Origin of the sequence: Actinoplanes sp. CA-015351 (assembly GCF_050955685.1) — a bacterium.
Taxonomy (GTDB): Bacteria; Actinomycetota; Actinomycetes; order Mycobacteriales; family Micromonosporaceae; genus Actinoplanes.
In genome coordinates this window covers 2,330,546-2,356,829 of sequence record NZ_CP192102.1, presented here as the reverse complement: position 1 = coordinate 2,356,829, position 26,284 = coordinate 2,330,546, and the positions used below count along the sequence as shown (strand labels likewise).

At 69.0% G+C, this 26,284-nt stretch carries 20 protein-coding genes; 5 read left to right on the top strand and 15 right to left on the bottom strand.

Annotated features, from left to right (window positions below):
* Positions 1 to 88 precede the first annotated feature (88 nt).
* Positions 89 to 1,048, top strand: coding sequence for a pectate lyase family protein (locus ACQP2E_RS10610; protein ID WP_433830346.1), 960 nt, complete (start codon positions 89 to 91; stop codon positions 1,046 to 1,048).
* A gap of 137 nt (positions 1,049 to 1,185) precedes the next feature.
* Here ACQP2E_RS10610 and ACQP2E_RS10605 read toward each other — a convergent pair whose 3' ends face one another.
* A complete protein-coding gene (locus ACQP2E_RS10605; protein WP_433830344.1) occupies positions 1,186 to 4,392 on the bottom strand; it encodes an NACHT domain-containing protein in 3,207 nt (1,068 codons plus the stop codon).
* Positions 4,393 to 4,515: 123 nt separating this feature from the next.
* On the opposite strand from ACQP2E_RS10605, the gene ACQP2E_RS10600 reads away from it, so the two are divergent.
* Entirely contained in the window at positions 4,516 to 5,112 is a 597-nt protein-coding gene (locus tag ACQP2E_RS10600) for a DUF5947 family protein (protein ID WP_433830342.1), read from the top strand.
* Here the strand turns inward: ACQP2E_RS10600 and ACQP2E_RS10595 are convergent.
* Genes ACQP2E_RS10595 through ACQP2E_RS10580 form a run of 4 tightly spaced genes read right to left on the bottom strand, consistent with a single transcriptional unit; the run spans position 5,054 to position 9,842 of the window.
* Positions 5,054 to 6,547, bottom strand: coding sequence for a tripartite tricarboxylate transporter permease (locus ACQP2E_RS10595; RefSeq protein WP_433830340.1), 1,494 nt, complete (start codon positions 6,545 to 6,547; stop codon positions 5,054 to 5,056). The two genes, ACQP2E_RS10600 and ACQP2E_RS10595, sit on opposite strands and share 59 nt — an antisense overlap.
* Before the next feature lies 1 nt (position 6,548).
* Positions 6,549 to 7,013 (bottom strand): tripartite tricarboxylate transporter TctB family protein, encoded by a 465-nt coding sequence (locus ACQP2E_RS10590; protein ID WP_433830338.1) that lies wholly within the window; start codon positions 7,011 to 7,013, stop codon positions 6,549 to 6,551.
* Positions 7,010 to 7,993, bottom strand: coding sequence for a Bug family tripartite tricarboxylate transporter substrate binding protein (locus ACQP2E_RS10585; RefSeq protein WP_433833882.1), 984 nt, complete (start codon positions 7,991 to 7,993; stop codon positions 7,010 to 7,012). The genes ACQP2E_RS10590 and ACQP2E_RS10585 overlap by 4 nt, the downstream gene beginning before the upstream one ends.
* A 49-nt stretch (positions 7,994 to 8,042) precedes the next feature.
* Positions 8,043 to 9,842 carry a Xaa-Pro dipeptidyl-peptidase gene (locus ACQP2E_RS10580; protein WP_433830336.1) on the bottom strand — a complete coding sequence of 600 codons (1,800 nt, stop codon included), beginning with the start codon at positions 9,840 to 9,842 and terminating at the stop codon, positions 8,043 to 8,045.
* A gap of 113 nt (positions 9,843 to 9,955) precedes the next feature.
* On the opposite strand from ACQP2E_RS10580, the gene ACQP2E_RS10575 reads away from it, so the two are divergent.
* Together ACQP2E_RS10575 and ACQP2E_RS10570 are read left to right on the top strand one after the other, a co-directional pair.
* Positions 9,956 to 11,566 (top strand): M28 family metallopeptidase, encoded by a 1,611-nt coding sequence (locus ACQP2E_RS10575; protein ID WP_433830334.1) that lies wholly within the window; start codon positions 9,956 to 9,958, stop codon positions 11,564 to 11,566.
* Between the two features lie 76 nt (positions 11,567 to 11,642).
* Positions 11,643 to 12,395, top strand: a complete 753-nt coding sequence (locus tag ACQP2E_RS10570) for a LamG domain-containing protein (protein WP_433830332.1) — start codon at positions 11,643 to 11,645, stop codon at positions 12,393 to 12,395.
* Here the strand turns inward: ACQP2E_RS10570 and ACQP2E_RS10565 are convergent.
* From ACQP2E_RS10565 to ACQP2E_RS10550, 4 genes are read right to left on the bottom strand one after another with little or no spacing between them, the layout of a single operon-like run.
* Complete coding sequence (locus tag ACQP2E_RS10565) at positions 12,356 to 13,207, bottom strand: patatin-like phospholipase family protein (RefSeq protein WP_433830330.1); 852 nt, start codon at positions 13,205 to 13,207, stop codon at positions 12,356 to 12,358. The genes ACQP2E_RS10570 and ACQP2E_RS10565 overlap by 40 nt on opposite strands.
* Before the next feature lie 60 nt (positions 13,208 to 13,267).
* Positions 13,268 to 15,457: an NACHT domain-containing protein gene (locus tag ACQP2E_RS10560; RefSeq protein WP_433830328.1), complete on the bottom strand. Its 2,190-nt coding sequence runs from the start codon at positions 15,455 to 15,457 to the stop codon at positions 13,268 to 13,270.
* A gap of 32 nt (positions 15,458 to 15,489) precedes the next feature.
* Positions 15,490 to 17,703 (bottom strand): NACHT domain-containing protein, encoded by a 2,214-nt coding sequence (locus tag ACQP2E_RS10555; protein ID WP_433830326.1) that lies wholly within the window; start codon positions 17,701 to 17,703, stop codon positions 15,490 to 15,492.
* A gap of 57 nt (positions 17,704 to 17,760) precedes the next feature.
* Complete coding sequence (locus ACQP2E_RS10550) at positions 17,761 to 18,063, bottom strand: GNAT family N-acetyltransferase (protein WP_433830324.1); 303 nt, start codon at positions 18,061 to 18,063, stop codon at positions 17,761 to 17,763.
* A gap of 566 nt (positions 18,064 to 18,629) precedes the next feature.
* On the opposite strand from ACQP2E_RS10550, the gene ACQP2E_RS10545 reads away from it, so the two are divergent.
* Positions 18,630 to 19,661, top strand: a complete 1,032-nt coding sequence (locus tag ACQP2E_RS10545; RefSeq protein WP_433830322.1) for a hypothetical protein — start codon at positions 18,630 to 18,632, stop codon at positions 19,659 to 19,661.
* On the opposite strand, the gene ACQP2E_RS10540 is transcribed toward ACQP2E_RS10545, so the two are convergent.
* From ACQP2E_RS10540 to ACQP2E_RS10515, 6 genes are all read right to left on the bottom strand, one after another.
* Complete coding sequence (locus ACQP2E_RS10540) at positions 19,658 to 20,326, bottom strand: HAD family hydrolase (protein WP_433830320.1); 669 nt, start codon at positions 20,324 to 20,326, stop codon at positions 19,658 to 19,660. The two genes, ACQP2E_RS10545 and ACQP2E_RS10540, sit on opposite strands and share 4 nt — an antisense overlap.
* Positions 20,327 to 20,409: 83 nt before the next feature.
* On the bottom strand, positions 20,410 to 21,561 hold the full coding sequence (wecB, locus tag ACQP2E_RS10535) for a non-hydrolyzing UDP-N-acetylglucosamine 2-epimerase (protein WP_433830318.1): 1,152 nt from the start codon (positions 21,559 to 21,561) through the stop codon (positions 20,410 to 20,412).
* The gene (locus ACQP2E_RS10530; RefSeq protein WP_433830316.1) at positions 21,558 to 23,579 is read right to left on the bottom strand and encodes an ATP-grasp domain-containing protein; all 2,022 of its coding nucleotides are present in this window, start codon (positions 23,577 to 23,579) and stop codon (positions 21,558 to 21,560) included. The genes wecB and ACQP2E_RS10530 overlap by 4 nt, the downstream gene beginning before the upstream one ends.
* Entirely contained in the window at positions 23,576 to 24,997 is a 1,422-nt protein-coding gene (locus ACQP2E_RS10525; RefSeq protein WP_433830314.1) for a glycosyltransferase, read from the bottom strand. Before ACQP2E_RS10525 ends, ACQP2E_RS10530 begins: the two co-directional genes overlap by 4 nt.
* An 8-nt stretch (positions 24,998 to 25,005) precedes the next feature.
* Positions 25,006 to 25,668, bottom strand: coding sequence for a PIG-L deacetylase family protein (locus ACQP2E_RS10520; RefSeq protein WP_433833880.1), 663 nt, complete (start codon positions 25,666 to 25,668; stop codon positions 25,006 to 25,008).
* A gap of 2 nt (positions 25,669 to 25,670) precedes the next feature.
* The gene (locus tag ACQP2E_RS10515; RefSeq protein ID WP_433830312.1) at positions 25,671 to 26,216 is read right to left on the bottom strand and encodes a hypothetical protein; all 546 of its coding nucleotides are present in this window, start codon (positions 26,214 to 26,216) and stop codon (positions 25,671 to 25,673) included.
* Positions 26,217 to 26,284: the final 68 nt, after the last annotated feature.

Sequence of the window (26,284 nt, the reverse complement as noted above, 5' to 3'; positions counted from 1 at the left end):
TATGTTTTTCTAGGCCTCGGGAGCGCTCCCCACGTCCCCATGATCCGTATTCCCCGATGCGGATCGAGATTTGGAATTGAGGTACCAAATGCTAGGCAGAATCCCCCGGCTTGCCGCTGCCGCTTTACCGCTCGCTTTGCCGTTCGTTCTGATCAGCGGGGCCACCGCCGCGCCGGTGCAGACCTTCGCGATCACCGACCTGGTCGGATGGGCCACTCAGAACGGCGGCACCACCGGAGGCGGCAGCGCCGCCACCACAACTGTGACCAGCGCATCCACGCTGACCACGGCGCTGGCCTCGACGTCGGCCGCAAACATCCGGGTGTCCGGAACGATCAGCTGCAGCGGCATGCTGCGCGTCCGGTCCAACAAGACGATCATCGGCAACTCCGGCGCCGCGATTGTCGGCTGCGGATTCAACATCAACGGTGACCGTAACGTCATCATCCGCAACCTCTCATTCCGGAACTGGAACGACGACGCGATCAACGTGCAGGAGTCGGCCACCAACATCTGGGTCGACCACAACAGCTTCAGCAACGGGTACGACGGCGCGGTCGACATCAAACGCGGCTCCGATTTCATCACCGTCTCGTGGAACCGGGTATTCAACCACGACAAATCGATGCTGCTCGGCCACAGCGACAGCAACGCCGGCCAGGACGTCGGCCACCTGCGCGTGACGTACCACCACAACTGGTTCGACGCGTCGACGCAGCGCCACCCGCGGGTGCGTTTCGGCAACCCGGTGCACGTCTACAACAACTACTACTACAACAACTCCGGGTACGGCGTGGCGTCCACCGAGGGCGCCGGGGTGCTCGTCGAGGCGAACTCGTTCGAAGGCGTCGACGACCCGTTCCACCTGGGCGAGGGCTCGTCGGATGCCGGTACGCTCGTCGCCCGCAACAACCTGCTGGTCAACTCGGGTAGTGGTCAGACCGGTGGTTCGGTGGCGTCGATCCCGTATTCGTACACGGCGGACGCCCCCGCGAACGTGAAGTCCATCGTGACGGCGAATGCCGGGGCCGGCCGGATCAGCCTGTAACTCCTTTGTCGACCCGTCCCCCAACAGCTCGCCCTTCCCGGATTCCTCGCCGGGGAGGGCGAGCTCGTCCCAGCGGGATTCCTCATCACCCACCATCGCAGATCTTGTGAGCTTGAGGCGCCACGCCGGCCACAGACTCACACGGAGGCGGGCCCGCCCTCGAAGCGATCATTGAGGCGGGCGCGGGCCGTGGCGATGCGGGCCGCGAGATCCCCGTCGGCCTCGAGCCGTGAACGGATATCCGGCCCGGCGAGACGCTTCTCGATCGCGTCCCAGGCCGGCCTGACCATGGTTGCCGGCTCGGCCCACAAGAAGGCGTCCATCAATTGCAGACAATCGGCGGGCGAGAATTCTTTACCGACCGTGACCACGACCGGGAGCAAACCGCGGAGAAGCCGTTCGCCGTTCGCGGACCGCCATCCATGAGCCCGCAGCAGACAGACCACGGCCAAGGCGAAATCACGGGCGTGGAAGGTCTCCTTGGTGTCCCAGATATGGTCCACCAGGTTCACTACGTCCGCCGCCGGCAATCGGCTGGCGTCGGCGGCCAGCAACCGCAGCACCAGGCCGATGCCGTCGGCTCCCGCGTCGGTCGCCAGATCCCGGCTCAGCGCGGCTGTCAACGCGCGCTCGTAGGCGCGCCGCAGCGACGGCTCGTACAGCGATGACGTCAGCCAGAGGTTGAGCAGGCTGTGTGCTGGGGACTCCGCGTCGTCCGGGCCGTGGAAGACGAGGCCGGTCACCTCGTCCGGCATCCGCTTCAGCATCGGTTCCAGGCTGTGCCGCAGCAGGTCGTCGCTCAGTGCGCTGCTCATCTGCATCGACACCAGGGCCGGGTCCAGCGTGAAGGAGCCCGCGAGTGCGGTCCCCGGGTCCGAAACACGCAGCGCCGAGCTCGGGCGCAGGCCGTGCACCCAGAGGGCGTCAGCCCGGACCTCACCCTCGGACGCCGTGCCCTTCAGGACCAGGTCGCGGCGTTCGTCAGCTGTCCAGGTCCGGGTGACGGTGATTGTTTCCATGGCGTCGAGGAACATGCTGCCCGGGACGGCGACTCGCCACATCAGCGTCTGGTCGCGGAGCCAGCCCGCCGGGTCCTTCGCGTGCAGGAACAGCTCCGAGGCGCGCAGCTCGCCCCCGCACGCCAGCGCCAGCATGGTCAGGTTGAACGAATACGTCGCCATCCAGTGATCGGCCCGCTTGTCGATCGGCTGGTAGGCGCGCGGCGTATGGCCCGGCCTGGTCACCGCCATCCGCAGGCGTTCCACGATCCACTCACGGACGCCAGCCGAACTGACGCCGGCCGAGCCGATCAGCAGTTCCGCGGTGAACGGCAGGACCGTGGCGCGGGCGCACAGGGGTGTGTAGCCGAGCAACGACTGCAGCAGGTCGTCCTCGGCACCGGCGCCCAGGGTCAAGGTTCGGGCACGAGATCGGGCTGCCGCATCGGTCAGCGCCTGCACCACCAGCCGGGCGACCAGGTACTCGCCGAACGTCGCATGCAGGAACTCGTACGTCTGCAAGGTCTTGTCGTCGCGCTGAGCCTGCGCCTTCTGGATGAAGAAGAAGCGACCGACCATCTCCTGGCCCGCGGTGAGCGGGCCGCGAAACGCCTGGGTCTGCGCCCGCTGGGGTTGCAGGCCGAGGCCGGCGAGGTCGCTGTCCAGCTCGTCGGTGGTGACCCACAGGCGCAGCCGGTGGAACATCGCGAACGCCACCACGGACAGCCGTAGCAGCTCGTCCTCGACCAGGCCGGGGATCGCCGAGTCGAGCTGGTTGCGGTGCAGGCGGCGGACCTCACGCTCGGCGAACTTGTGCAGCAGGCGCTCGTAGAGCTGACCGGTGCCGAGGGCCTCCCCGGCACGCTGGATGACGTTGTCGTCCGCGTCGTAGAGGGCCAGCATCAGCAGGAGCAGCGGCTGTTCGGCGAGATCCGGGTATCGCCTGACCACGTCCAGGGTGAGCGGGTCGCGGCCGGTGGCCTGCCAGTAACCCGCGTTGGCGTGGTTCCAGGTGGCCAGCCAGCGTTCCAGCTGGGCGGCGTCGAAGGGTTCGAGGCGGACGGCGAGGCTGCCGGACGGGAGCCGGGCCCGGTCGGCGACCGCCACCCGGCTGGTGACCATCACGGCGGCCGGGCGGCCCAGCGCGGCCTCCCGCTGCTGGAAGGCCGCCACCCGCTGCAGGTAATCGGACTGGTGGATGCCGGTGGCCTGCAACAACTCGTCGAAACCGTCGAGCAGGATGACCGGCATCGCGGCGTCGGCGTCCCGGGCCACGTCGGCCCAGGCCACCGTCTCGCCGATGGCGGCGCGCAGGGCGATCTCGATCTGGTCCTGGATCTCCGCCTCGGCGGGTACCTCGCGCAGCACGACGCGGACCACGAGATAGTCGCTCGCGGGCAGCCGGGCCGCGAGGATCCGGGTGAGCGACGACTTGCCGGCGCCGGGGTGCCCGAGCAGCAGCAGCGGCGCCTCCACCGACTGCGGAGTGGTCAGATAGGTGGCCAGGAAACCGGCGAAGTCGGTCGCCACCCTGGTGTCCCACCAGTCCTCCTGGGCCGGACGGGCGCCCGGTCCGGCGGGCTTCACCCGGAAGCGCGGATCCAGGTACGCGCCACCGAGGCTAGGCATCGACAGCTCACCGGTGTCCCCGCCGAGGATCGGCCGCCCGAGGTCGGCGCGGTACGCGAGAGCCAGCGCGGCACGGTGGCGGGCCGGATCACGGTACGAGGTGACAGTGAGGAGGGTGGCTTCCAGGGCTTCGAGTCCCCGGGAGGCGGCCCGGCCGTGATGATGGCGCATCCAGATCGCGAACTCCGGCACCTCCTCGACGAGGCGGCGGACGTGCTCCTCGTAACGGGCGACGGCCAGCGCCGGGAGCCAGTCGAACGAGGTGCGTGCCGCGTACCAGGTGGTCAGGCGGTCCAGCAACTCGTCGTAGCTGACGTCCGGGCCGGGGCCGGGGATCGGGGCCGCGAGCAGCATGGCCTGCCAGCCGTCGACAGGTGTTTCCGTCGCCGCCACGGAGGCGATCTGATCAATACGAGAGGAGTCACGGTCGAGGACCTCGAAGAACGCCGTGACGACCAGGACACCGTGGGCGGCGTGCAGGCGCTGGCTGCGGTTGTAGCGGCTCTGTCCGCGTACCAAGTCTGTGATCTTGTTGGTGAGCAGGTGGCCGAGCCGGATCGCCTCGGTCTTGGCATCGAAGAGGCCGATGGCAGCTTCGCTGCCGCCCGCGGTGGCGACGGAGAGCGCGCCGCCCAGCACGTTGTCAGCGATCTTCATGAGCGGGCCGGAGCCGCCGAGCAGTTTCAGTGCGTCGTTGTAGCTCAACCCGGCAGCCATCCGCACACTATATGGACGGTGCGCGAGCCAGCGGTTAACTCATCCGATGGTGTGGTCAGCCTTGCGGAACGTCCTCGCCGGGCGTTTAGCCTGTGGGCCACATCCGTCGCTCAGGAGACCTCGATGACCTCGATGACCTCGAAACCCGTGCTGCGGACGATCAAGCGGCAGATCCCCCGGCAGCGTGGCGGTCCTCGCTGCGGCGTCTGCTTGACCAGAACAGCGACCGGCGGCCGGCATCTCGTCGACCTCTCTGAGCGATCTCTCGTCTGCGGTTGCGCTGATTGCCATGAGAACCCCGGCGGTTTGCGGCCGGTTCCCGATCGCTTCCTGGAGTTGCCCGGCGAGGTGGTGGACCGGGAGACGTGGGACGAGCTGGATGTTCCGGCCGGGCTGGCGTTCCTGTGGCGTACCGAGGAGCGTTTGCTGGTGTCCGGTCCGGCGCCGGACCGGGTGGTCGAGCACGACCTGCCCGTCACCGTGTGGGAGCGGATAACCGGGCGGCATCCGGCGTTCGCGGCGCTGCGGCCGGGTGTGGAGGCACTGATCATCCGCCGGGCCGGTGCTTTCCTGGTTCCGATCGACGCCTGTTACGAGCTGGCCGGCCTGCTGCGGACGAGCTGGCGTGGCTTCGACGGCGCGCAGGCCACCAGAGGAAGCCTCACGATGTTTTTTGCGAAGCTGAGCGTCGCCGCAAAAGCCGTAGCAACAAAGGAATGACCAGCGCCGCCACCACGATCAACCACAGGATCACGGTCAGCGGGCTGGAGATCAGCACCGTCCAATCCCCGTCGGACAGTGACAGCGCCCGCCGCAGCTGCTGCTCAGCGAGCGGCGCCAGGATCAGCCCGACGATCGCCGGCGCGACCGGCACACCCGCCTGCCGCATCAGCAGCCCGACCAGCCCGAGGACCGTCAGCACCACGAGATCGGCGATGGTCCCGCCCGCCGCGAACGTGCCGAGGCAGGCGAAGAGCAGGACACCCGCATAGATTCCGTACGCCGGAATGGTGAGCAGCCGCGCCCACACCTTCACCAGCGGCAGGTTCAGCACGAGCAGCAGCACGTTACCGATGTAGAGACTGGCGATCAGCGCCCACACCAGGTCACCGGACTCGGTGAACAGCTGCGGCCCCGGCTGCAAGCCGTAGGACTGGAACGCCGTGAGGATCACCGCGGCGGTGGCCGACGTCGGCAGCCCGATCGTCAGCAGCGGGACGAGCACCCCGGCCGCCGCCGCGTTGTTCGCCGCTTCCGGCCCCGCGACGCCCTCGATCGCGCCGTGCCCGAACTCCTCGGGATGCTTCGACAGCCGCCGCTCCAGGCTGTAGCTCAGGAACGTCGGCACCTCGGCCCCGCCGGCCGGCAGGCTTCCGATCGGGAAGCCAAGGGCGGTGCCGCGTAGCCACGCCGGCCATGACCTGCGGAAATCGGCGCGGGACAGCATCGGCGCGCCCTGTACCGGCTCGACCCCGCTACGCCCGGTGCCCTCCAGGACGTGCGCGAACGTCTCACTCAGCGCGAACAGGGCCACCACGACGATCACCACGTCGATGCCGTCGAGCAGGGACGGCACGCCGAACGTGAGCCTCGGCTGCCCGGTGAGCGTGTCGATCCCGATCAGGCCGACGGCGGCACCGATGACCAGGCTCGCGCCGCCGCGCAGCAGGCTCGGCCCGAGCATGGCGCTGACCGTCACGAACGCGACCGCCATCAGCGCGACGTACTCCGGCGGTCCGAAACCGATCGCGATGTCGGCGACCAGGGGCGCGGCAGCGGTGAGCGCGACGGTGCCGATCGTGCCGGCCACGAAGCTGCCGATCGCGGCGGTGGCGAGAGCTGCCGCGCCACGTCCGGCGCGGGCCATCTTGTTGCCTTCCAGGGCGGTTGCCACCGAAGAGCTCTCGCCGGGTGTGTTCAGCAGGATCGAGGTGGTCGATCCGCCGTACATACCGCCGTAGTAGATGCCGGCGAACATGATCAGGGCGGCTGCCGGTTCGAGTCGGAAAGTGATCGGCAGCAGCAAGGCCACGGTGAGCGCCGGGCCGATGCCGGGCAGCACGCCGACGGCGGTGCCGATGGTGACGCCGATCAGCGCCCAGAGCAGGTTGCCCGGCGTCAGCGCCTGGGCAAAACCGGTCAGCAGGTCGTCCATCTCAGAATCCCCACGGCCCCGCGGGCAGGCTCAGCCCGATCAGCCGGTCGAAGATCAGGAAGGCGACCGCGGCGAGCGTCCACCCGTAGGCGACGACCCGGGCGGGATGCGGGGCGCCGAGCAGCAGGGCGGCCGCGGTGAACAACGCCGCCGAGCTCAGCACGTACCCGAAGATCGGAAGGACAAAGGCGAACGCGACAAGCGTGACCACCAGCGCGGCGAGGCGCCAGAGGCGCCGTTCTCCCTTTTCCGGGCCAGCCACGGTACGCACGGAGCGCGCACCCTGCCACGCGAGCACACCGCCGAGCACGCCGAGAAGTGTCCCGATCAGCATCGGCGCGGCGGCCGGCCCGACCGCCTCCTCGGAGTCACGCAGACGGGCCGCGTCGACAAGCACCACGACGGCGCCGAGCGCCATGATCGAACCGAGTAAAAACGAGGCGCGTGCCTGATCGGGTTCGGTCATGCCAGGCCCATCTTGACCAGGACGTCCTGTACCGTCTTCTGCTCCTCGCCGAGGAACCCGTCGAACGCCGGCCCGGTCAGCGTCGCGTCGCCCCAGCCACGCCGCTGCAGCGTCTCCCGCCAGGCGGCGCTCTGTGCCATCCGCACCATGAGGTCTTCCAAGGCGCGTTCGTCGGCGGGCCGGATCCCGGCGGGCGCGACCACCCCGCGCCAGTTAGCCAGTTCCACGTCGACGCCCGCCTCCTTCAGCGTGGGCACACCGGGCAGGCTGGGCAGCCGTTCCGTGCTGGACACCGCGAGGGGGCGTACCGTACCGGCCTTGATCTGACCCTCCAGCTCGGAGACACCGGAGAGGCCGGCGGTGGCCCGCCCGGACAGCAGCGTGGCCAGCGCCTCGCCGCCGCCGGAGTGCGCGACGTAGTTGACGCCGGCCGGGTCCTCACCGATCGCGTCGGCGATCAGCCCGGTGAGGATCTGCTCGGCGCCGCCCGCCGAACCACCGGCGAACGAGACCGACCCGAGGTTGCGCCGCATCCGTTCCACCAGATCGGGCAGCCCGCGTACCGAAGACCTGGCGGGCACCACGATGACCTCGTAATCGGTGGTGAGCCGTGCGATCGGGGTGGTCTCGGCGAGGGTGACCGGCGAGTCGTTGCTCTCGATCGCGCCGAGCATCACAAAACCCATCACCATGAGCTGGGTGGCGTCACCCTGGTACCGCTCGAACTGGCTGAGCCCGATCGTCCCGCCGGCGCCCGCCACGTTGTAGACCTCGGTACGCCCGACCATGTCCCGCAGCGCCGTCTGCATCTCCCGCGACGTCTGATCCCAGCCACCACCGGGGGCGGCCGGCGCCATCAGCCGCAGCTGCCGCCCGTCGAGAAAGTCCCCCGCCACGGCGTCGTCGTCCCCCCACGAGGACGTGCCGGCCAGAAGCACGGTGGCCAGCACCGCCGCGAGGTAGGGCAATGCTCTGCGCATCACGGTTCCAGTGTGGGCGGACGGTGACCGCGGCGCATGTCGAGGGGTTTCAGCTGAGGCGGATCTGGAGGCTGGACAGGCTCGGCTTCACACCGACGACGGTCCCGGCCGGGTAGCGCAGTGTGTGATCGCGCTCGGTCGAGATCAGCACCAGCCCGATCCGGTGTCCCGGTGCGAAGACGTGGTCGGTCGACTGGAGGTCCCAGTGGAACGTGTACGCCTTCCCCGCCTCGATCGGCACGGTACGCGACGGCGAGAACCGGTTCCGGACGTCCAGCCAGCCCGTGGAGACGATCTCGAACGGCGTGGAGGCGGTCACGTACTCCCGCTGGTTGAAGCAGCCCGGGTCACCCTCGATGCCGGGGCCGACGCAGTCCTGGGTGGGCAGGGTACGCAGGCCGGCGAACCGATCCGCGACGCCGTAGTCGACGAGCAGCGCGGTGAGGTACGGCGAGTCCCCGGCCAGGTCGGCGCGGACGGTGACCGCCGGCGTCCCGGAGACCCGGGTCGCACGGGTCAGCGGCGTGCTCAGGTACGCCAGCCGGTTCGGGTCGGCACCGGCCGGAGCCACCAGGTCAGCGGCCGTGCGGGACGGGTCGTCCACGAAGGTCTGCCGCCCGTGCGACCAGCCACCACCGAGCGTCCCGTCACCGAGCCGCAGTGAGCTGGTGAACCCGGTCAGCGGCCAGCGGGACGAGGTCTGCCAGACGCCGGGTGAGGTCTCCACGTCGGCGATCGGCTCCCGCATGATGCCCGTGTCGATCTTGTAGAGCCACTGGTCGAACCAGCGGTGGAGCGTGGAGAGCCACTGCTGCCGGCGTACGTTGAAGGGGTCGGTGTGCCCGGCCTGATGCAACCAGATCTTGCGAGGCACGCCGCGCGCGGAAAGCGCGTCCCACCACTGACCGGCCTGGAGCGTGCGCACGTTGTCGTCGTGCAGGCCGTGCACGAGCAGGACGCTGGCCCGGACCTTGTTCGCGTCGCGCAGATAATCGCGCTCGGCCCAGTAAGCGCTGTAATCGCCGGTCTCCCGGTCCTGCTCGCGCTCCAGGTCGGCCATCACGTCAGCACACAGTTCCGGGTTCTCCCTGGTCAGTACCGCCTTCGCGAGCACGTCGGTGTCCTCGCCCTGGAATCCGCCGGGTGCGACGACACCACCGTTGGCGCGGTAGTAGTCGTACCAGCTGGAGATCGCGGCGATCGGGACGATCGTCTCCAGGCCCTTCACACCGGTCGCGGCGACCGCGTTCGGCAGGGTGCCGTTGTAGGAGACCCCGATCATGCCGGTCCGCCCGGTCGACCAGCCCGCGGAGACCGGGTTGCCCAGTGAGTCGAACCCGGGCGCCCGCCCGTTCAGCCAGTCGACCACGGCCTTCGCGCCGAGGGTCTCGTTGCGCCCGCCCGAGGTCGGGCAGCCCTCGGAGTCACCGGTGCCGAGGCTGTCGGCGAAGACCACGGCGTATCCGCGCGGGACGAAGTAGTTGTCCAGGTACCCGGCGAAGGTGATGTTCTGCGCCCGGTCGGCGACCGCTGTGGACCCGACGGTGAGGCCGCCGTCGCGGTCGATGTCGTCGTGGTTCGGCACGTCGTTGAGTCCGGCGTAGTACGGGCTGGCCTGGAAGATGACCGGCACCTTGAAACCGACCGCGGGCCGGATGATCCGCACGGCGACCCGGTCCGGCTTGCCGTCACTGTCGCTGTCGACGGCGGTCTGCACCCACACCCGCTCACGGACCGCCGAGGCGTAGTCGTGGATCGGCTGGGTGCCGGGATCAACAGCCATTGCAGGCGCGGCGGGAGCCACCACGGCGCCGAACACAGCCACGAGTGCCGCCAGGACGAGTCGCATCGCCGCACTATATCGTCGCTGATCGATCAACGGGAGTCTGACCGATCGACCCGCTGCATCGATCATCACCATCGTCTAGGTTCAGCGGTGATCCGATGTGGACAGGAGATGAGATGAAGCTGAGGTTGTTCGCGGCGGTCACCACCGCCACGATGCTCGTGCTCGTCCCAGGCACCGCCGCCGTCGCCGGCGGTCACGGCCATGGGAATTCCTGCGGCAATCAGGCAAACGACACCTACGCCGAACTGCTCACGTGCGTCACGCTCGACGGCGTGCTCGGTCACCTGAAGAAGTTCCAGAAGATCGCCGAGAAGAACGACGACGCCTACTACCCCGGCACCCGCGCGGCCGGCACCGAGGGTTACGCGAACAGCGTCCGTTACGTGTCCGGCCTGCTCAAGAAGGCCGGTTACCGGGTCACGCTCGACCCGTTCGAGTTCAACTTCGTCTACCCGTCGCTGCTGCAGCAGCTCACCCCGGTGAACGCGGAATATCCCACCGGAGCGTTCACCAACAGCGCGCCCGGCGACGTGACCGGCCCGGTCATCCCGGTCGACATCAACCTGACCGGCGACCGTGCCAGCACCAGCGGCTGCTCCGCCGCCGACTTCACCGGCCTCGACTTCAGCGGGCCCAGCGACATCGCGCTGATCCAGCGCGGCGGCACCACCCCGGAGGGGGTGGCCTGCTCGTTCGCCATCAAGGCGGCGAACGCCGAGGCGGCCGGCGCCGAGGCCGTGGTGATCTTCAACCAGGGCAACGACCCGACACGTGAGGCGCTGATCGTCGGCACGCTCGGCGAGGACCACGGCATCACCATCCCGGTGGTCGGTGGCAGCTTCGCCAACGGCGTCGCCCTGGCGCAGGCCGGCTCGACCGCGCACGTGCGGATCCTGCCTTCGGAGACGCGTACCGACGTGAATGTGATCGCTGAGCTGCCCGGCAAGAATCGCAACAACGTGGTTTTCGCCGGAGCACACCTGGACAGCGAGACCGAGGGCCCGGGCATCAACGACAACGGATCCGGATCGGCCGCGATCCTGGAGACGGCGCTGCAGCTCGCCAAGGTCAAGCCGCAGAACACGATCCGTTTCGCCTGGTGGGGCGCGGAGGAGCTGGGCTTGATCGGCTCGTCAGCGTACGTCGAGGAACTCACCCAGGCCGAGCGTGACCGGATCGCGCTGTACCTGAACTACGACATGGTCGGTTCGCCGAACTACATCTTCCAGGTGTACGACGCCGACGAGTCGTCGTTCCCGGCCCCGGTCGTGGTCCCGCCCGGCTCGACCGCGATCGAGGATCTCTACGAGTCGTACTACACCTGGAAGGGTCAGCCCTACGACGACGCCGAGTTCTCCGGCCGCAGTGATTACCAGGCGTTCATCGAGGCGGGCATCCCGTCCGGCGGTCTCTTCACCGGCGCCGAGGTGGTCAAGACCGAGGAGCAGCAGGCCATCTGGGGTGGTGTCGCCGGTGAGTCGTTCGACCCGTGTTACCACATCGCCTGCGACGACATCGGCAACCTTGACTACAAAGCGCTGGAGATCAACAGCGATCTGATCGCTTTCGCCCAGCTCACCTTCGCGTTCTCGACCGAGTCGGTGAACGGCGTTCCCGGCAAGAAGGTTCCCGGCAAGCCTGTCACGCTGCCCGCTCCGGCGGGTCCGCAAGGCACGTTCGTCACCACCGACGGCGGCGACGGCCCCGGCCACCCGCTTTCTTAGTTCTTACTGACGGGCGCGGGCCGCAGCGATTCGCTGCGGCCCGCTGCCTTGTCCATCTTCAGAGCGTTGATGGTACGTGTATCGCATTCCACCCCGCCCTCTCCTGCTGTCCGGGGTACTGCTCGCATTGGCATCGCTGATAGCCGCCACGACGGCCGCCCGGACGCAGCGCTCCGGCGCGGCGTTCTGGGTCGCCGCGCCTCCTCCGGTCGTCGTGGCCAGCTACTCGTTCGACGGCCCCCAGTTCTTGGCCGACACATCCGGTAAAGGGCACGTACTCACCCCGATCATCGGCTACGGCGCCACACCGGATCTGGTCGCCCGTGACGCCGGTCAGGCCATCCAGTTCCCGGCCCGATGCCGCAAGTCCCCGTGTCCCCGCCTGGCGCTGCAGGCCACCACGACCGCCGACCTCAACCCGGCCGGCCGCCCGTTCCGGTTCGGCGCGTCGGTGCGGCTCGCGCCGAACGGCACCAGCAAGGGACAGAACGTCCTGCAGAAGGGCTACTCCACCGAGGGCAGCCAGTACAAGCTCCAGATCGACGGCAAGTCCGGCCACCCCAGCTGCGCCCTGGTCGCCGGCAGCACGATCCACCTGGTCCTGGCCGACGTGAGCGTCGCCGACGACAAGTGGCACGCGATCGAATGCCGCCGCAACAGGGTGAACCTGGCCGTCTACGTCGACCGGGCCGCGCACGGCTCGGTCACGATCCCGGCCGGCCTGTCAGTGGTCAACGACGAGCCGCTGAGCCTCGGCGGCAAGAGCGCCTTCGGCAACAACGACCAGTTTCACGGCATGCTCGACGACGCCTGGGTAGCGGTCGGCTGACGGCTTCTCTCCCACAGCTTGCGGGCCGCCGCGGCATCCTTCAGCGCTCGCAGCAGCGGCAACGCCTCCTCCGCCGCGGCCTGCCCGGCCTCTTCGAACTCCGGGATGCGGGACAGTTCCCAGAACGCGTACCCGTCGACGTCCGGGCTGAGCACCAGGTCAGCATCGCTCGCCAGGTTGTGGATGCCACCGGGCTGCAGCGTGGAGACGGCCACCATGATGTGCAGAATGGTGGCCGGAGGCCGCCGAGGCAGCGGCCCGGACACGTCGACCGCCACCACGATGTCCGCACCGAGCCGCCGAGCCACCCCGGCCGGCACGATGTTGACGAGCGAACCGTCGACAAGCATCAACCCGTCCCGATCCACCGGCGGAAACACACCGGGCACGGCAGCGCTGGCCATCACGGCCTGAGCCACCGACCCCGCCCGCATGACCACCTCAGCACCGGTGGCCAGATCACAGCTGACCGCCGCGAACGGCAGCTTCAGATCCTCGAACGTGGCATTACCGAGCGCCGCCTCCAGAAAGACACCCAGCTTGCTCGTCTCAAAGAGCGCCTTCCGGGTACGCCCCGGGCGCACCAGCCGCGCCCATCGCAACGTCTGCGCCAGCTTGAGAATCTCCGACGGAGCCTGCCCGGCGGCGTACAGAGCCCCCACCAGAGCGCCCGCACTGGTCCCGGCGATCACCGAAGGCTCCAGCCCGGCCCGGTCGAGCACCTCCAGCACCCCGACATGCGCGGCACCACGCACCGAGCCACCCCCGAGGGCCAGCCCGATCTTGATCTCCGGCGTCTCTTCCACGTCCATCCCCACACCCTGCGACGGGCCTGCTTGCTGAAGCAAGCGCGTGTGTCCAGCCCCATCGTGTCAAGCAAGCCCGAGCGCGGTACGCCGCTTCTCCACAGCCACCGCCAACCGGTCCGGATCACAGGCGGCGAGGTGGTCCCGGATGAGCAGGTGAACGAAGCGGTATTCGCCGTCGGCCTCGACGAGAATGCTGCGATCGACAGCGAAGGCGAGAAAGCGGCGACGCCACGGCACCAGATCACCTGCCACATGCAGCACCAGGCCGGCCGCCGATCTGACGAACACACCGCCGACCAGAACGCTGGGAACGAGAGCCATCACCAGTCCGGCCACGAATCCAGCGATGGCCGCGATGATCGACCCGGACCAGTACTCAGCGACCATGAGCGGTGGGACGAAACCGGCGGCCAAACACCCAAGAGCGATGACCAGCGCCGGGCCGTTACCGCGTGCGGAAGTCCCCGGCAAAGAAATATTGCTAAAAGTGATAAGTACGCTACCGAATACCCACATCACGGCGAATCCGATACCGCACATGGTCAGTGCCTCACGGGAGACCCCGAATGTGAGGATGAGACCAGCGAACACGACTGCGACTCCGGGGCAGAGCAGACCCCACAGCCAGTCGTCGCGCTCAACCAGAAGCACCAATGCCATCGACAGAATGCCGATCGCCACCAGGTTCGCCGCTACCCAGGCCGGGGAAGCCGAGCTGATCCGTCCCATGATTGCCACACCCGCGTACATGACACCGCCGACGAGTATCGCCAGCGCGAGGAGGCTCACGGCGAACACCCAGCCACTCCGGATCCGGGCCGATCTCCAGGCGGAACCGAATCGTCCCCAGAGTGGTAATGCCGCCAAGGCAACGCCGAACACGAACGCGATCAGGCCCTGCCCACAAACCGCGAGAGCCACGGAGACGGACGCCGCCCCGACCGTCCAGACGAAGGGCACGTAGATCTCGATCGCGCAGACGGACCCGGCGGGGCTCATGAGTTTGTCCGCATTACTTTCCGTAGGAATCACGATCCGGACTCCGGATGAGGTCACGACGGAACCATTTGCCAGGTTGCGTAACGCGTGCAGGACACGTTCCGCCGAACTGACCTGGTCGTACCGTCGGCGGGACAGCACCTCGACGAGATAGGCGTCGAACACCCGCCCTCGCCGGACGACGGGTTCGGATTTCTCGCCGGGAAGCGCCGACAGCGGACTGTCACGCTGTGCCAGAGCGAGGATGTTCAGCATCAGTGGCGTCGTCAGCAGATCCCACAGCTCGTCGTCGGCATGCAGCGCCTCGACCGTCCTGGCGAAGTACGGACTGACCGTGTCGAAGTAGTCCATCACCTGCTCACGGGTCAGCGGCCGGATCGACACCGCACCCTGCAGGCGCAGGCGCCCGGCGAGCCGCTCGTAGTCGGCCTCACGGCTGCACACCACAACCCGGGTGGCCTGCTGCTCCTCCTGGAGCTTGTTGATCTCGGTGACACAGCGGTCGCGGTGCGACTCCCGAACCTCGTCCAGGCCGTCCAGAAGCAGAATCAAGCGGTCCGTGGCCAACCAGGACCGCCCGACCGCGATGGGGATCTGATAGCGCTTGTTGAGTGAGACCAGCAGCCACTCGGCGAATTCACGTGGCTCGGCCTCACCGCCCCGCAAGATCGACAGTCGGGTGGCGCCGGATCGGGACCAGTCGGCCAGGTCCACGACGACCGGGATCCGTGACTGGTCGGCCCGCGCGGCCAGCGCCGCCGCCAGGTCCAGCAGCAACGTCGTCTTGCCGGCGCCGGGAGCACCCAGGATCAGCAGTGAGCCGTCCATCTCGTCGAACACGGTCGTGACGCCGTGCCCGGGCGACAGCTGGAACTCGTGCCCACTGATCCGCTGTACCAGATGCACTGTCTGCCGTACCGTCTCGGGCCGCTCGTCCAGAGCGAGCGCGAGTCGCACCTTCTCGTCCAGTGCGCCCTTCCGCCGGCCCTGGATGTAGTGCGAGATCTGCGCAAGGGCACGCGGCGCGTTGCGGGCGTCCTCCGGGTGCCGCGCCGAGATCAGCCCCGCCGGGCGGCCGTCGCGCCTGGAGAGGAACTCCAGGAAGATCACCACGGCCACGCAGACGATCGCAACCGGCCAGAGCCAGTTGATGAACGGCTTCAGCCACGGCGGCGCGTCGCCACTGGTGCCGACGTTCACCGCCACCGGCACCACGAGCAGGCTGGCGACCGCGCCGAACGCGATCTGAAGCATGCGAAGAACGTCACGGCCCATGCCAGCCCCCCTCAGACAGGTCCGAGCTCGGCACGTCGTCTGTCGACGGCGGTCGCAAGAAGGTCCGGGTCGCAGGCGGCCAGGTGGTCGCGGATCAGCAGGTGGATGAAGCGGTACTCGTTCTCGGCCCGGGTGAGGATGCTGCGATCGGCGGCGAAGGCCAGGAACGAGGCACGCCACGGCACCGGATCACCGACCGAGTACGACGCGACGAACAGGGCGGGCGGGACCAACCACGCCGCCAACGCCAATCCGGGTAACACCGCCATCGTCACGCCAAGGGCCAAGCCCACGACTACCGCGCCCAGGTGACCGAGCCATGACGAGGTGAGGAGGATCGCCGGGAGCAGCGCTCCGGCGGCACAGAGAACCCCGAACAAGGACTGCGGCCATCCGAGCGATCCCCGGGAGTCGTCGCCCGTCCAGCCTGCCAGGAACGGGAAGCAGAGCCCGAGCAGGAGCAACGCTCCGGTAAAGCCGATCACCCAGGCGAGGATGCCCGCACCGGGAACGCCGGCGGCCAGCACGAGACCCAGCGCCAGCACGCCGCCCGCCAAGGGGAACGCGATCGGCGGCAGGTCCGACGAGCCGCCATCGGCCCACCGCACAGCCACGTTCGCGACGACCGCGATAGCCAGCAGGACCACGAGGGTGAGGTCGGATGCCGGCTCGATCCACCCAGCAGCAGTCGTCACCGCCAGAAGCACGCCGGCGATCAGCACCGCTATCAGCAGGTTGACGAGCAGCATCACCGCAGGACGCAGGACGCGAGCGGCACTCCAGTTCGCGCCGGCAGCGTTCCCGATGAGCACGAACGACATGAATACTCCGACGAACAGCGCGACCAGCCCGGCGGCGAACGCGGCCAAGGCGGCAGTCGACAGGGACACACAGACGATGTACGTGATCGGGAAGATTCGCTCGGCCGCGCACGCGTTCGCGGAAGGGCTGGCGACCTGACTCATGTTCTTGTCGTCAGGTACCACGATCCGGACTCCGGCGTCGGCGTTGACCGATCCTCTGGCAAGCAGTGCCAGTGCCCGCAACACGTGCTCCGACGTGCCTGACCGGCCAGGCCTGCGCCGCGCCAGAACCTCGACGAGGTACGCGTCGAAGATGCGGCCCCGCCTGGCTGCCGGATCAGCGTCGCCGGTGGCCTCCGGCAGAGCGCCGTCACTCTGGGCCAGGGCCATGATGTTCAGCATCAGCGGTGTGGTCAGCAGATCCCACAGTTCGCTGTCGCGGTGCAACGCGTCGACCGTGCGGGCGAAGAAGGGGCTGATGGCGTCGAAGTACTTCCTCACCTGCTCGCGGGTGAGCGGCCGGATCGACACGGCGCCCTGAAGTCGCAGCCGGCCGGCAAGCAGGTCGTAATCGGCTTCTCGGCTGCACACCACTACATGTTTGGCATTAAGCCGTTCCTGAAGCTTGTTGATCTCTTCGACGCATCGGTCCCGATGTGACGTCCGAACCTCGTCCAGGCCGTCCAGAAGCAGGATCAGCCGGTCGGTTTCCAGCCAAGCACGGCCCACCGAGATCGGAATCCCGTACCGCTGTCTGAGCGCGCCGAGAAGCCACTGCCCGAGTTCGCGCGGCTCGTCCTGAACCCCGCGGTAGTACCACCAGCGACCAGTTGCCGACCGGGACCAATCGGCGAGGTCGAGCACGACCGGGATCCGGGCCTCGTCGGCCCGTGCGGCGAGCACCTTGGCCAGGTCGAGCAGCAACGTCGTCTTGCCCGCGCCCGGTGCGCCGAGAATCAGCAGGGAGCCGGACATCTCGTCGAAGACGTCCACGATGCCGCGGTCGTGCGACAGGTGAAACTCGGCACCGCTGATCCGCTGCACCAGGTGGACGGTCTGGCGTACCGACGCCGGGCGTTCGTCCAGGGCGAGCGCGAGCCGGACCTTCTCGTCGAGCGCGCCCTTCTGCCGCCCCTCGATGTAGTGGGTGACCTGCGCGAGAGCCAGCGGCGCGTTCTGCGGATCGTCCGGGTGCAGCGACGAGATCGGCTTGACCGGCCGGCCCTCCCAGCGGGCCAGGAACTCGAGGACCGCCACCAGAAGAACACAGAGGAGCGCAACCGGCCAGAGCCAGCCGATGTACGGACTCAGCCAGGCCGGAGCGTCTCCGCCAGTCTCGATATTGACCGCGATCGGCACAACGACCAGGCCCGCGACGGTGACCAGCGCGGCCTGGAGGAATCGAAGGACGGCACGGATCATGCGGCGGCTCCACCAACGACGGGGGGGTCACCGATTCTCGCAGATCCCGGCTCGGTCCTATTTGACCTTTCGGGTGGATCTGGCGACCAGGTCGTTGTACTCCGGGTGTTTCTCCAGCCAGCCGCTGATGAAGGGGCAGATCGGCACCACGGTCCGGCTCCTGGCCTTGGCGTCGTCCATCACGGCGCGGGCCAGGGTGCCGCCGACGCCCTTGCCCTCGAAGGACGGGTCGACCTCGGTGTGCGTGTAGACGATGATCGGGCCGGTCAGCTGGTAGGTGACGAATCCGGCAAGGTTGCCGTCCTCGTCACGCGCCTCGAAGCGCTCCCGCTCCGGCGCGTCAGTCACGGTGATACTCACCCGCCCATCCAACCAGAGCGGGTACGCCACTCACCTGGCATCCTCGGCAGATCGTGAGCGATTCCGCACACCCCGCGTTGAGGCCCAGCCGGACCCGCCGGCGCCGGCCACTCGGCCGCAGCCCCGATGCGTGTCGATTTAGGGCGCGATTCGAACCTGAAGTCGACACGGGCAGCTGTTTTGTGGTGGGGAGTGTCGGCGTTGGGCGCGGATCGCACCCAAAATCAACACGCAGGGTGGGGTGCGGGGTGGGTCAGGTCGCACATAAGGCCACCGTGTGCCCTGGTCCACGCCCTGGCCGTGGTGGAGTCACACAGACCGCAACCGTGCGACCGCGTCAACGCTGAATCGCGCATCCGTGCGACCGCGTCCACCCTGAATCGGCCATCTGTGCGCTCCCGTCCACGCACCCCGAGCGCCCCAGCTCCCAGCGGAGCGGCGGCCCAGCGCGACGGCCGGGCGGACGGCGGCCCAGCGCGACGGGCGGGCAGGCGGCAGCCCAGCGGGACGGGCGGGCGGGTGGCGGCGCAGCGGGGTGGCCGGGCGCGTGGTCTTAAGATCTTGCGATGCTGTCGCGCTTTCTTCGTCGTGAGTCCAAGCCGGCCCGCCCTCAGGTGAGCGTGCCCGGGCGTGACCATGACCCCGCCATGGACGACCACGAGCTGCGGGCCGCGCGCAGCCGGGTGGCTGTGGGTGACTGGGGTGCCGCTCGCGACGTGGTGGCGGCCGCCGGTGCCGACTGGGAGCTGCGGTCGCGGCGGATCATGCTGTTGAGTGACGCCGCCGCGGCGAACGACCGGTGGCTGATCGACTGGCTGCGGGCTGCGCCGGCCGATCCGGCCGCGGTCATGCTGCACGCGGCGATGCTGCTGGAGCGGGCCGGCGAGGCGCGTGGCAGCGCCCCGGCGAACCAGACCAGTCAGGCGCAGTTTCAGGCGTACGCGGAATTGTCGGCGGCGGCCGGCCAGGTCAGTCAGCGGGCGATCGCGCTGGCCGGGCCGGACGACCCGACGCCGTTCATCCTGCTGCTGGACGCGATGTTCGGTGCGGGCCAGGTGCACTCCGAGCAGTTCCGGCAGGTGCTGGCCGAGGCCCGGCGGCGCGCTCCGCACCACTTCGAGCTGCACCTGACACTGGTGAACCTGCTCTGTGAGAAGTGGTTCGGTTCGCACGAGCAGATGTTCGCCGCGGCACGTGAGGCAGCCGCCGCCGCGCCGCCGGGATCCAACACGGTGATGGTGCCGTTCGTCGCGCATTTCGAGTACGCGATGCGCGAGTTCAGCTGGGACAAGGCCACCGGCCAGTCCGTCGCGGACACGGCGAACTACCTGCAGACCCGCGAGGTGCAGATGGAGCTGGACGCCTGGGCGCAGAAGTGGCGGGCCGGTACGCCGGCGCCGGGCCGTGGCATGACCTGCCGCAACTGGCTGGCGCTGTACTACATGATGTCGAACCGGCGCGCCGAGGCCCGCGAGGTCTTCGCCGAGATCGGCCCCTACGCCGGCGGCACGGTCGCCTGGGCCTTCTTCCTCGGCAACGTCGACAACGGCTTCGTCCAGGGGTACAAGCTGGCCCACAGCCCGGAGTGGACCCCCTAGAGCGAAAGCAGCAGGGCCGCCGCCTCGGGCAGGTCGGTGACCACTGCCGTCGCGGCGGGGTCGTCCGGGGCGTCGGCGTACTCGCCGGTACGTACCCGGATCGACTGAGCGCCCAACGCCTCGGCGACCGCCATGTCCTTGCCCGGGCGGTCGCCGATCATCACCAGGTCCGCCGGCGGGAACCCGAGCGCCGCTGCGGCCGAGCGCAGGCCCTCCGGGTGGGGCTTGCGGAAGGACCGGCCGCCCAGCTCGTCGGTGATCACCACGGCGGTGAAGGAATCGGACAACCCCACGGCGGCCAGCTTCGCCCGCTGGATCAGGGGGTTGCCGTCGGTCAGGCACGCGACCGGGTAGGAAGCCGCGATCGATGCCAGCGCCGCGGCCGCACCGGGGAACAGGGGCAGCCGCCTCGGTCGATAGCCGGTGAACGCCGCCACCAGGACCGGCACCAGTGTTGCCACTTCGACGGGCGGTAATCCGTACCCATGAAGGGCGCGATCGATCGTCCCGCCTCGATCCGACCCGGCGATCAGCTGGCGGCGGACCGCGCGGGCGAGGCGGACCGGGTCGAGGCCGGCCGCGGCGCCGGCGCGGCCCACCGCGCGGGCCGCGCCGTAGAGGTACGACGCCTGCGGATACAGCGTGTCGTCCAGATCGACTACCACAGCCGCGGGCCGATCAAAAGCGGGCCGATCTGAAGCGGGCCGATCTGAAGCGGGCCGATCTGAAGCGGGCCGATCAAAAGCGGTCACGCCAGAGCCCAGGGCAGTGGCCCATCGGTGTAGTCGGGCTCGTCCAGGCGGAGCAGCGCTTCGACCGCCGGGTCGGCGAGCAAGTCGGCGACCCGGGTGCCGGTGTTGCCGTCGCCGTACGGGCAGGGCAGCGCGGCAATGTGCGCGAGCATCAGCGGCTGGCTGAGCCGGTGCGCGGCAGCAACGGCACGGTCGGCCTCTTCGTCGCTGGTGATGCCGGTGAGCACCGAGGTTCCGGTCTCCACGCCTTCCCAGCGCGGTGTCGAGCGGCGCAGCACGACGACCGGTACGCCGAGGTACGACGCCTCCTCCTGAAGCCCGCCGGAGTCGGTGACCACGACCCGGCTCAGGGCGAGTTCCCGCAGCAGATCGTCGTACGGCAGCGGGTCCTCGCACGTCACGCCGCCGACCGAGGCGAGACGTTCGGCGAGACCGAATTCGGCCAGGCGGGCGCCGGTACGCGGATGGATCGGGAAGCGGACCGGCCCGATGTCGGCGAGCCGGGCCACGACGTCGATGAGACGGCTGAGGCGTTCCGGGTCGTCGACGTTCGTGGCACGGTGGGCCGTGACGAGCACGCCGGTACGGTCGGCCGGCGGCACCGGGCTGATCCCGCGCTGCCGCAGCGCGTCGATGACCGGGTTGCCGACGATGAAGATCCGGTCGGCGTCGACACCCTCCTCGGCGAGGAATCCGGCGGCCCGGCCGGTCGGCGCGAAGTGCAGCTGGGCGACAGCGGCGGCGACCCGCCGGTTGACCTCTTCCAGGCTGCGCGGGTTGAAGCTGCGCAGGCCGGCTTCGAGGTGCGCGAACGGCACTCCGGCGGCCCGGGCCGCGAGGGCATAGGCAGGAACGGTGTGCGTGTCCCCGAGAGCAAGCACAAGGTCCGGACGCGAGGAGTCAAGGACACCGTCAGCACCCTCCAGCACCGCTCCGAGCCGATTACCACCGGACGGCAGCGTCAGCCGGATGTCCGGCGTCAGCCCGAGGTCGCGCTGCACGTCACCGGCCATCACGGCATCGGTGTGCTGCCCGGTGTCCACGGCGATCACCGTGTGCCCGTGCGCACGCAACGCGGCGACCACCGGTGCGAGCTTGATGACTTCGGGCCGGGTACCGAACGGGACGAGGATCTTGCGGAGGCTCATCGGGCCGCACCCACCATTTCGAGAGAGGAGGAGGTGTAGAAGACTTCGCTGAAATATCGCGCCATGCGCACTCCCGGCTGGAACTCCAGAGCCGGCATTTCGGCAGCCGGATCGAGGATCCCGGCCACATAGGCGCTGACCACGTCGGCGCCGGCCGCGAGGGTCAGCGGCAGACCGCCGGAAAATCGCGGGTTGACCTCGACGATGGTGACGGCGCCGGTGACATCGACGAAACCTTGCACGTTGGCGGGGCCGCTGTGCCCGACGGCGCGCAGGGTGGCGGCCACCACGTCGGTGACGGTCGCCGAAGCGAACGTGGTGCCGCGTACCGAGATGCCGCCGCGGGTCTCGTCGCGCCAGCGGGGTACGCAGGCCACCATCCGGCCGTCCCGGGCGACCAGCGCGTCGGCGGTGAACTCCTGGCCGGCCAGGCGGGTCTGCACGATCGCGCCGGGCACCGAGAAGAACGCGTGCGGCAGGTCGGCCGGGTTGTCGACGAGGACGACGTCGCGGCTGCCCCGGCCGCGGGCCGGTTTCACCACCCACGGTCCGGGGACGAGGCCGGCGGTGTCGGCGGTCCAGGCGGTGGCCGGGTGCGGCACCCCGGCGGCGTGCAGGGCGGTGGCGAAAGCGACCTTGTCGAGGCAGGTCTCGGCGGACGCCGGATCGGGCAGCCAGGTGCGGACGCCCAGCTCGTCGAGGTGACCGACGAGCGGCGTGAGCGCGTGATACTCCTCGGCGACCGTGCACACCAGCGCACCGGGACGGTGTTCGGCGAGGATGCTGAGCAGGCTTTCCGCGTACCCTGGCTGGTCTGCTCGGGGAAGCACCGCAGAGTGGGTCGCGAGACGGAGACCGACCCCGTCGGGGTTGGCGTCGAGGGCGAGAACCGCGTCGCCGGCCTTGCGCAGCGCCTGGATCACCGCCACTCCGGCAGGACCGCCGGCGCCGGTCACCGCGATCAGGCGCCCGCTCTCCTTTTCAAGATCAACATCAACAGCCGGGGTACGCATGAGCCAGGCCCGAGCCCACAACCGCAGCGCGATGACGTCGGCATTGGCGACGGGCTCCCACTGGCGGGCCGCGACGGCGTCGGCGAGCGCGTCGAGCACGCCGATGTCGGTCTCGTGAGTGGCGACCGCGAGCAGCGTGGCGGTGTGCACGCCGAGACCTTTCGCGGCGAGTTCACGGACGATGGCGGCGCGGCGGGCGGCGTTCTCGTGGCCGACCCGGTAATCGACGCGGGTGCGCTCGCGGCGGCGGGCCAGGCGCACGGACAGCGCCCGCGGCAGGATCTTGCGGTGCAGGAACGCCGCGACCTGGACCTTCGGCACCTTCGGTACGGTCGGTGCTTCACTGTCGGCGAGCGGCACACGGTGCCCGAGCCCGGGACGCGCCCACGCCTCGGGCCGGTCCGCGGTGTGCCGGCCGGTGTGGTCCTGTTCGGCACGCTGAGCGTCGTACATCGTCATTCCGATCATGATGAGCAGTCCGATCAGGGTGTAGGCGAAATTGATGACCGCGCCGATCCAGTCGTGGAAGAAGACCAGCGCGTCCACGGCGAAGTAGCGTCCGGCCAGCAGTGACAGGAGCAGCCGGACCTGATTGGCGGCGAGCACGAATACGCTCGCGACGACGAACCCGAGCAGCACCTGGGAGCGTTCGCGCAGCACGATGACGGCGAGCGCGGCGAGGGCAAGGACGCTCGACAGGATCGAGCAGGAGCCGGTCATCTGTGCGGTCACCGGCTCGAACCCGGGTCCGAAGACGATGAAGCTGTCACCGAGGGCGGCGGAGATCCGGTCGACGCCCATGGCGAGGATGATCTGCTCGCAGACGCGTACCTCGAAGTGCCGGGCCCAGTCGATGAAGAGCGTGTATCCGGCTATGCAACCGGCCACCGCGAGCAGCATCTCGACGATGACGAGCTGGCGGCGGCGGGCGGTGCCGGAGCGTACGAGGCGGCGGCGGGCCCGGTCGTGCAGGGCATGATCGAGCCGGCGGGCGACGAGCGTCATGCGGCGACTCGCGGGTTATCCGGGTTTAAAGGCGACATTTCAGAAATGTCGCTCATAGGCGGCAAAACCAACGCGCTCGTCGCTCCCGATCGCGCTGTCTTGGACCAGGTGTAGGTCGTCCCCCACATCCCGTCGAAATACGCCTTCGACGCGGTCAGAATCGACATCCCGAACGCGGGGATGAATCCGACAAGCATCCACACGGCCTTGCGGGACACCCGGCCGAGCACCAGACCGACGGCCAGCTCGGTGAACGGCCCGGCGAACAGCAGCGCCGACAGCGCGATCATCTGGATGAACGACGACCCGCCGATCCCGAACGCGCGCAGCCCGATCAGTACCAGGCCCAGGCCGCACAGAACCGGCACGTGATAGACCCAGAGGAAAAGAATGGTCTCCAGCTTCTCCATCGGGCTGAGAAAACGGGTTCGCAGCACCGGCAACCAGTAATCGCGCAGGCACTTCTGATGCCCGCGAGCCCACCGGTACCGCTGCCGCCAGAACCGGCTGTTGGAGAGAACGGCTTCTTCGAAATCAACGGCCGTGGAGTCGTACCGGACGCGGTAACCGTCGAGCAGCAACCGCAGCGTGAGGTCGGTGTCCTCGGTCACCGTGTGCGGATTCCACCCGCCCAGCCCTCGGATCAGGTCGGTACGCACAGCGCAGTTCGCGCCACCATAGGCGGGCAGTTCGAAAAGCGCCTGCCGCCCGTACTCGTTGACCAGATAACCCGACAGATAGTCGATGAAGATGGTCGACGCGAGGTTCGACTCCACCCCGTTGCGAACGACGCAGCGCCCCATCACCGCACCGACCCGCGGGTCCCGGAAATGGCGGACGAGCCGGCGCAGAACGCTCGACTCGGGTTGATGGTCGGCGTCGAAGATGACCGCGATCTCCGCGTCGACCAGGGCGAGAGCATCGTTGAGGGCGCCGGACTTGCCGCCGCCGGCGCCGGGCTCGCGGTGCAGCACCCGCAGCCGGGGATTGGCCGCGTGCCAGGCGTCGAGTTTCGCGCCGGTGCCGTCGGTGGAGGCGTCGTCCACCACCACGACGGTGAGCCGGTCGGGTGGATAGGAGAGGTCGAGCATGGCCGCGACCATGCCGTCGACCACGAGTTCCTCGTCCTTGCACGCGATCAGCACGGCGATCGAGGGGGTGTAGGTCGCGATGCCGATCACGGGTGCGTCCAGATCCCGTTCGGCCCACCGGGCCGCCGAGACCGCGAACGCGAGATGCCGGAAGAAGAAGAGCAGGAACACGATGTTGAGCACCGTCGCGATCCAGCCCAGCGTCCGATCCACCCCGAACAGCGCGAACGCCGCGAGGAGGACCAGGGCATGGGTGAGCAGGCCACCACGGAAGTTTTCTGGTGCGCGGCGATGGCGCCCCCCTCTTCGTGCGGAGGGGGACGCCACGCCGCTGATCACGCGGCGGCCATCTCGGCAAGCGAGGTCTGCTGCGGCAGGACTATCGGCGGTGCCAGGTCCCAGACGAACCTCGCCGGCATGAATGCTTCCGCGAACCGCACCCGGGCCTGCGCGCCGAAGTGCCGGGCCGAGGCGGACACCACTTCCGGGTCGACCATCGCTGACGACTCGACCTGACTGCGGTGACAGGCCAACGCATTGATCTTGCGGTCCAGGTGAGCCGAGATGTCGACGTACACGGTCGGCTCGAAACGGATGGTGGACGGGCTGCGGTAGTGCAGGATGCGCCGGCTGTGCCGGGTCGCCGACATGGTGGCCGCGGCGACGGCCCGATGGTCCTGGTGCGAGTCGTCCGGCGCGTGCACGTAGACCACGTCCGCCTCCGCCTCACGGATCGCCCGCTCGATCAGCGACACCGTGGCGGCGTCCGGGCTGACCTCGCAGTCGACCAGGCTGCCCCAGATCAGCAGGCAGTCCAGGCTGCGGGCGGCGGCCTCGGCCTCGGCACGCCGGCCGTCGACCAGACCGGGACCGTTCTGCCCACCGGTCACCACGAGCATGGTGACCTTGTCGCCGGCGGCCCGGTGGGCGGCGAGGGTGCCGCCACAGCCGAGCTCGATGTCGTCGGGGTGCGCGCCGATGGCCAGGACGCTGCGCATCGTCACGGCTGGGCCGCCGTGCGACGCATACGCCACAGGTAGATTCCACCGCCTACCAGGCCCGCGATGATCAGAGCGATCAGCGGACCGGAGCCGTTACCGCCGGCCGGCAGGCTGACGTCCCTGCCGCAGGTCGGCTTGTTCCAGTTCGCGGTGACGTTCTTGCCGCCGACCTTCCAGGTGGCCTGGGTGTCCTTGGAGATCCAGCCGGTCGCGAACGATGCCTTGTGGGTGCCCGGCTCGAAACGCGTGGTGACCTTCGCGTCGGTGCTGGAGTTGCTGCTGAGCACGACCTTGTTGTTGTCACCAGCGGCGATCTTGCCGGTCGAGCTGCTGTTGCTGACGTACCCGAACACCGCGCGGTAGGTATTCGTCTTGCTGTCCTGCACGACGCAGTCGCAGGTCGGCGTGCCGGAGAACGTCTGCCAGGTGGCCGCGGCCGGCGTGGAGTTCAGCACGAGAACGGTCGCGATCGCCGCGACCAGTGCCGCTCCGGACGCTGCAAGCAGCGCGCGGCGCCGCCGCAGAGACTGGGGCACAAGACGCATGGGTTACCTCCGCAGGTCTGCCGGACACGCCGGGTGGCGCGTCGTACCCATCGGCCTCCCCCTGGCCC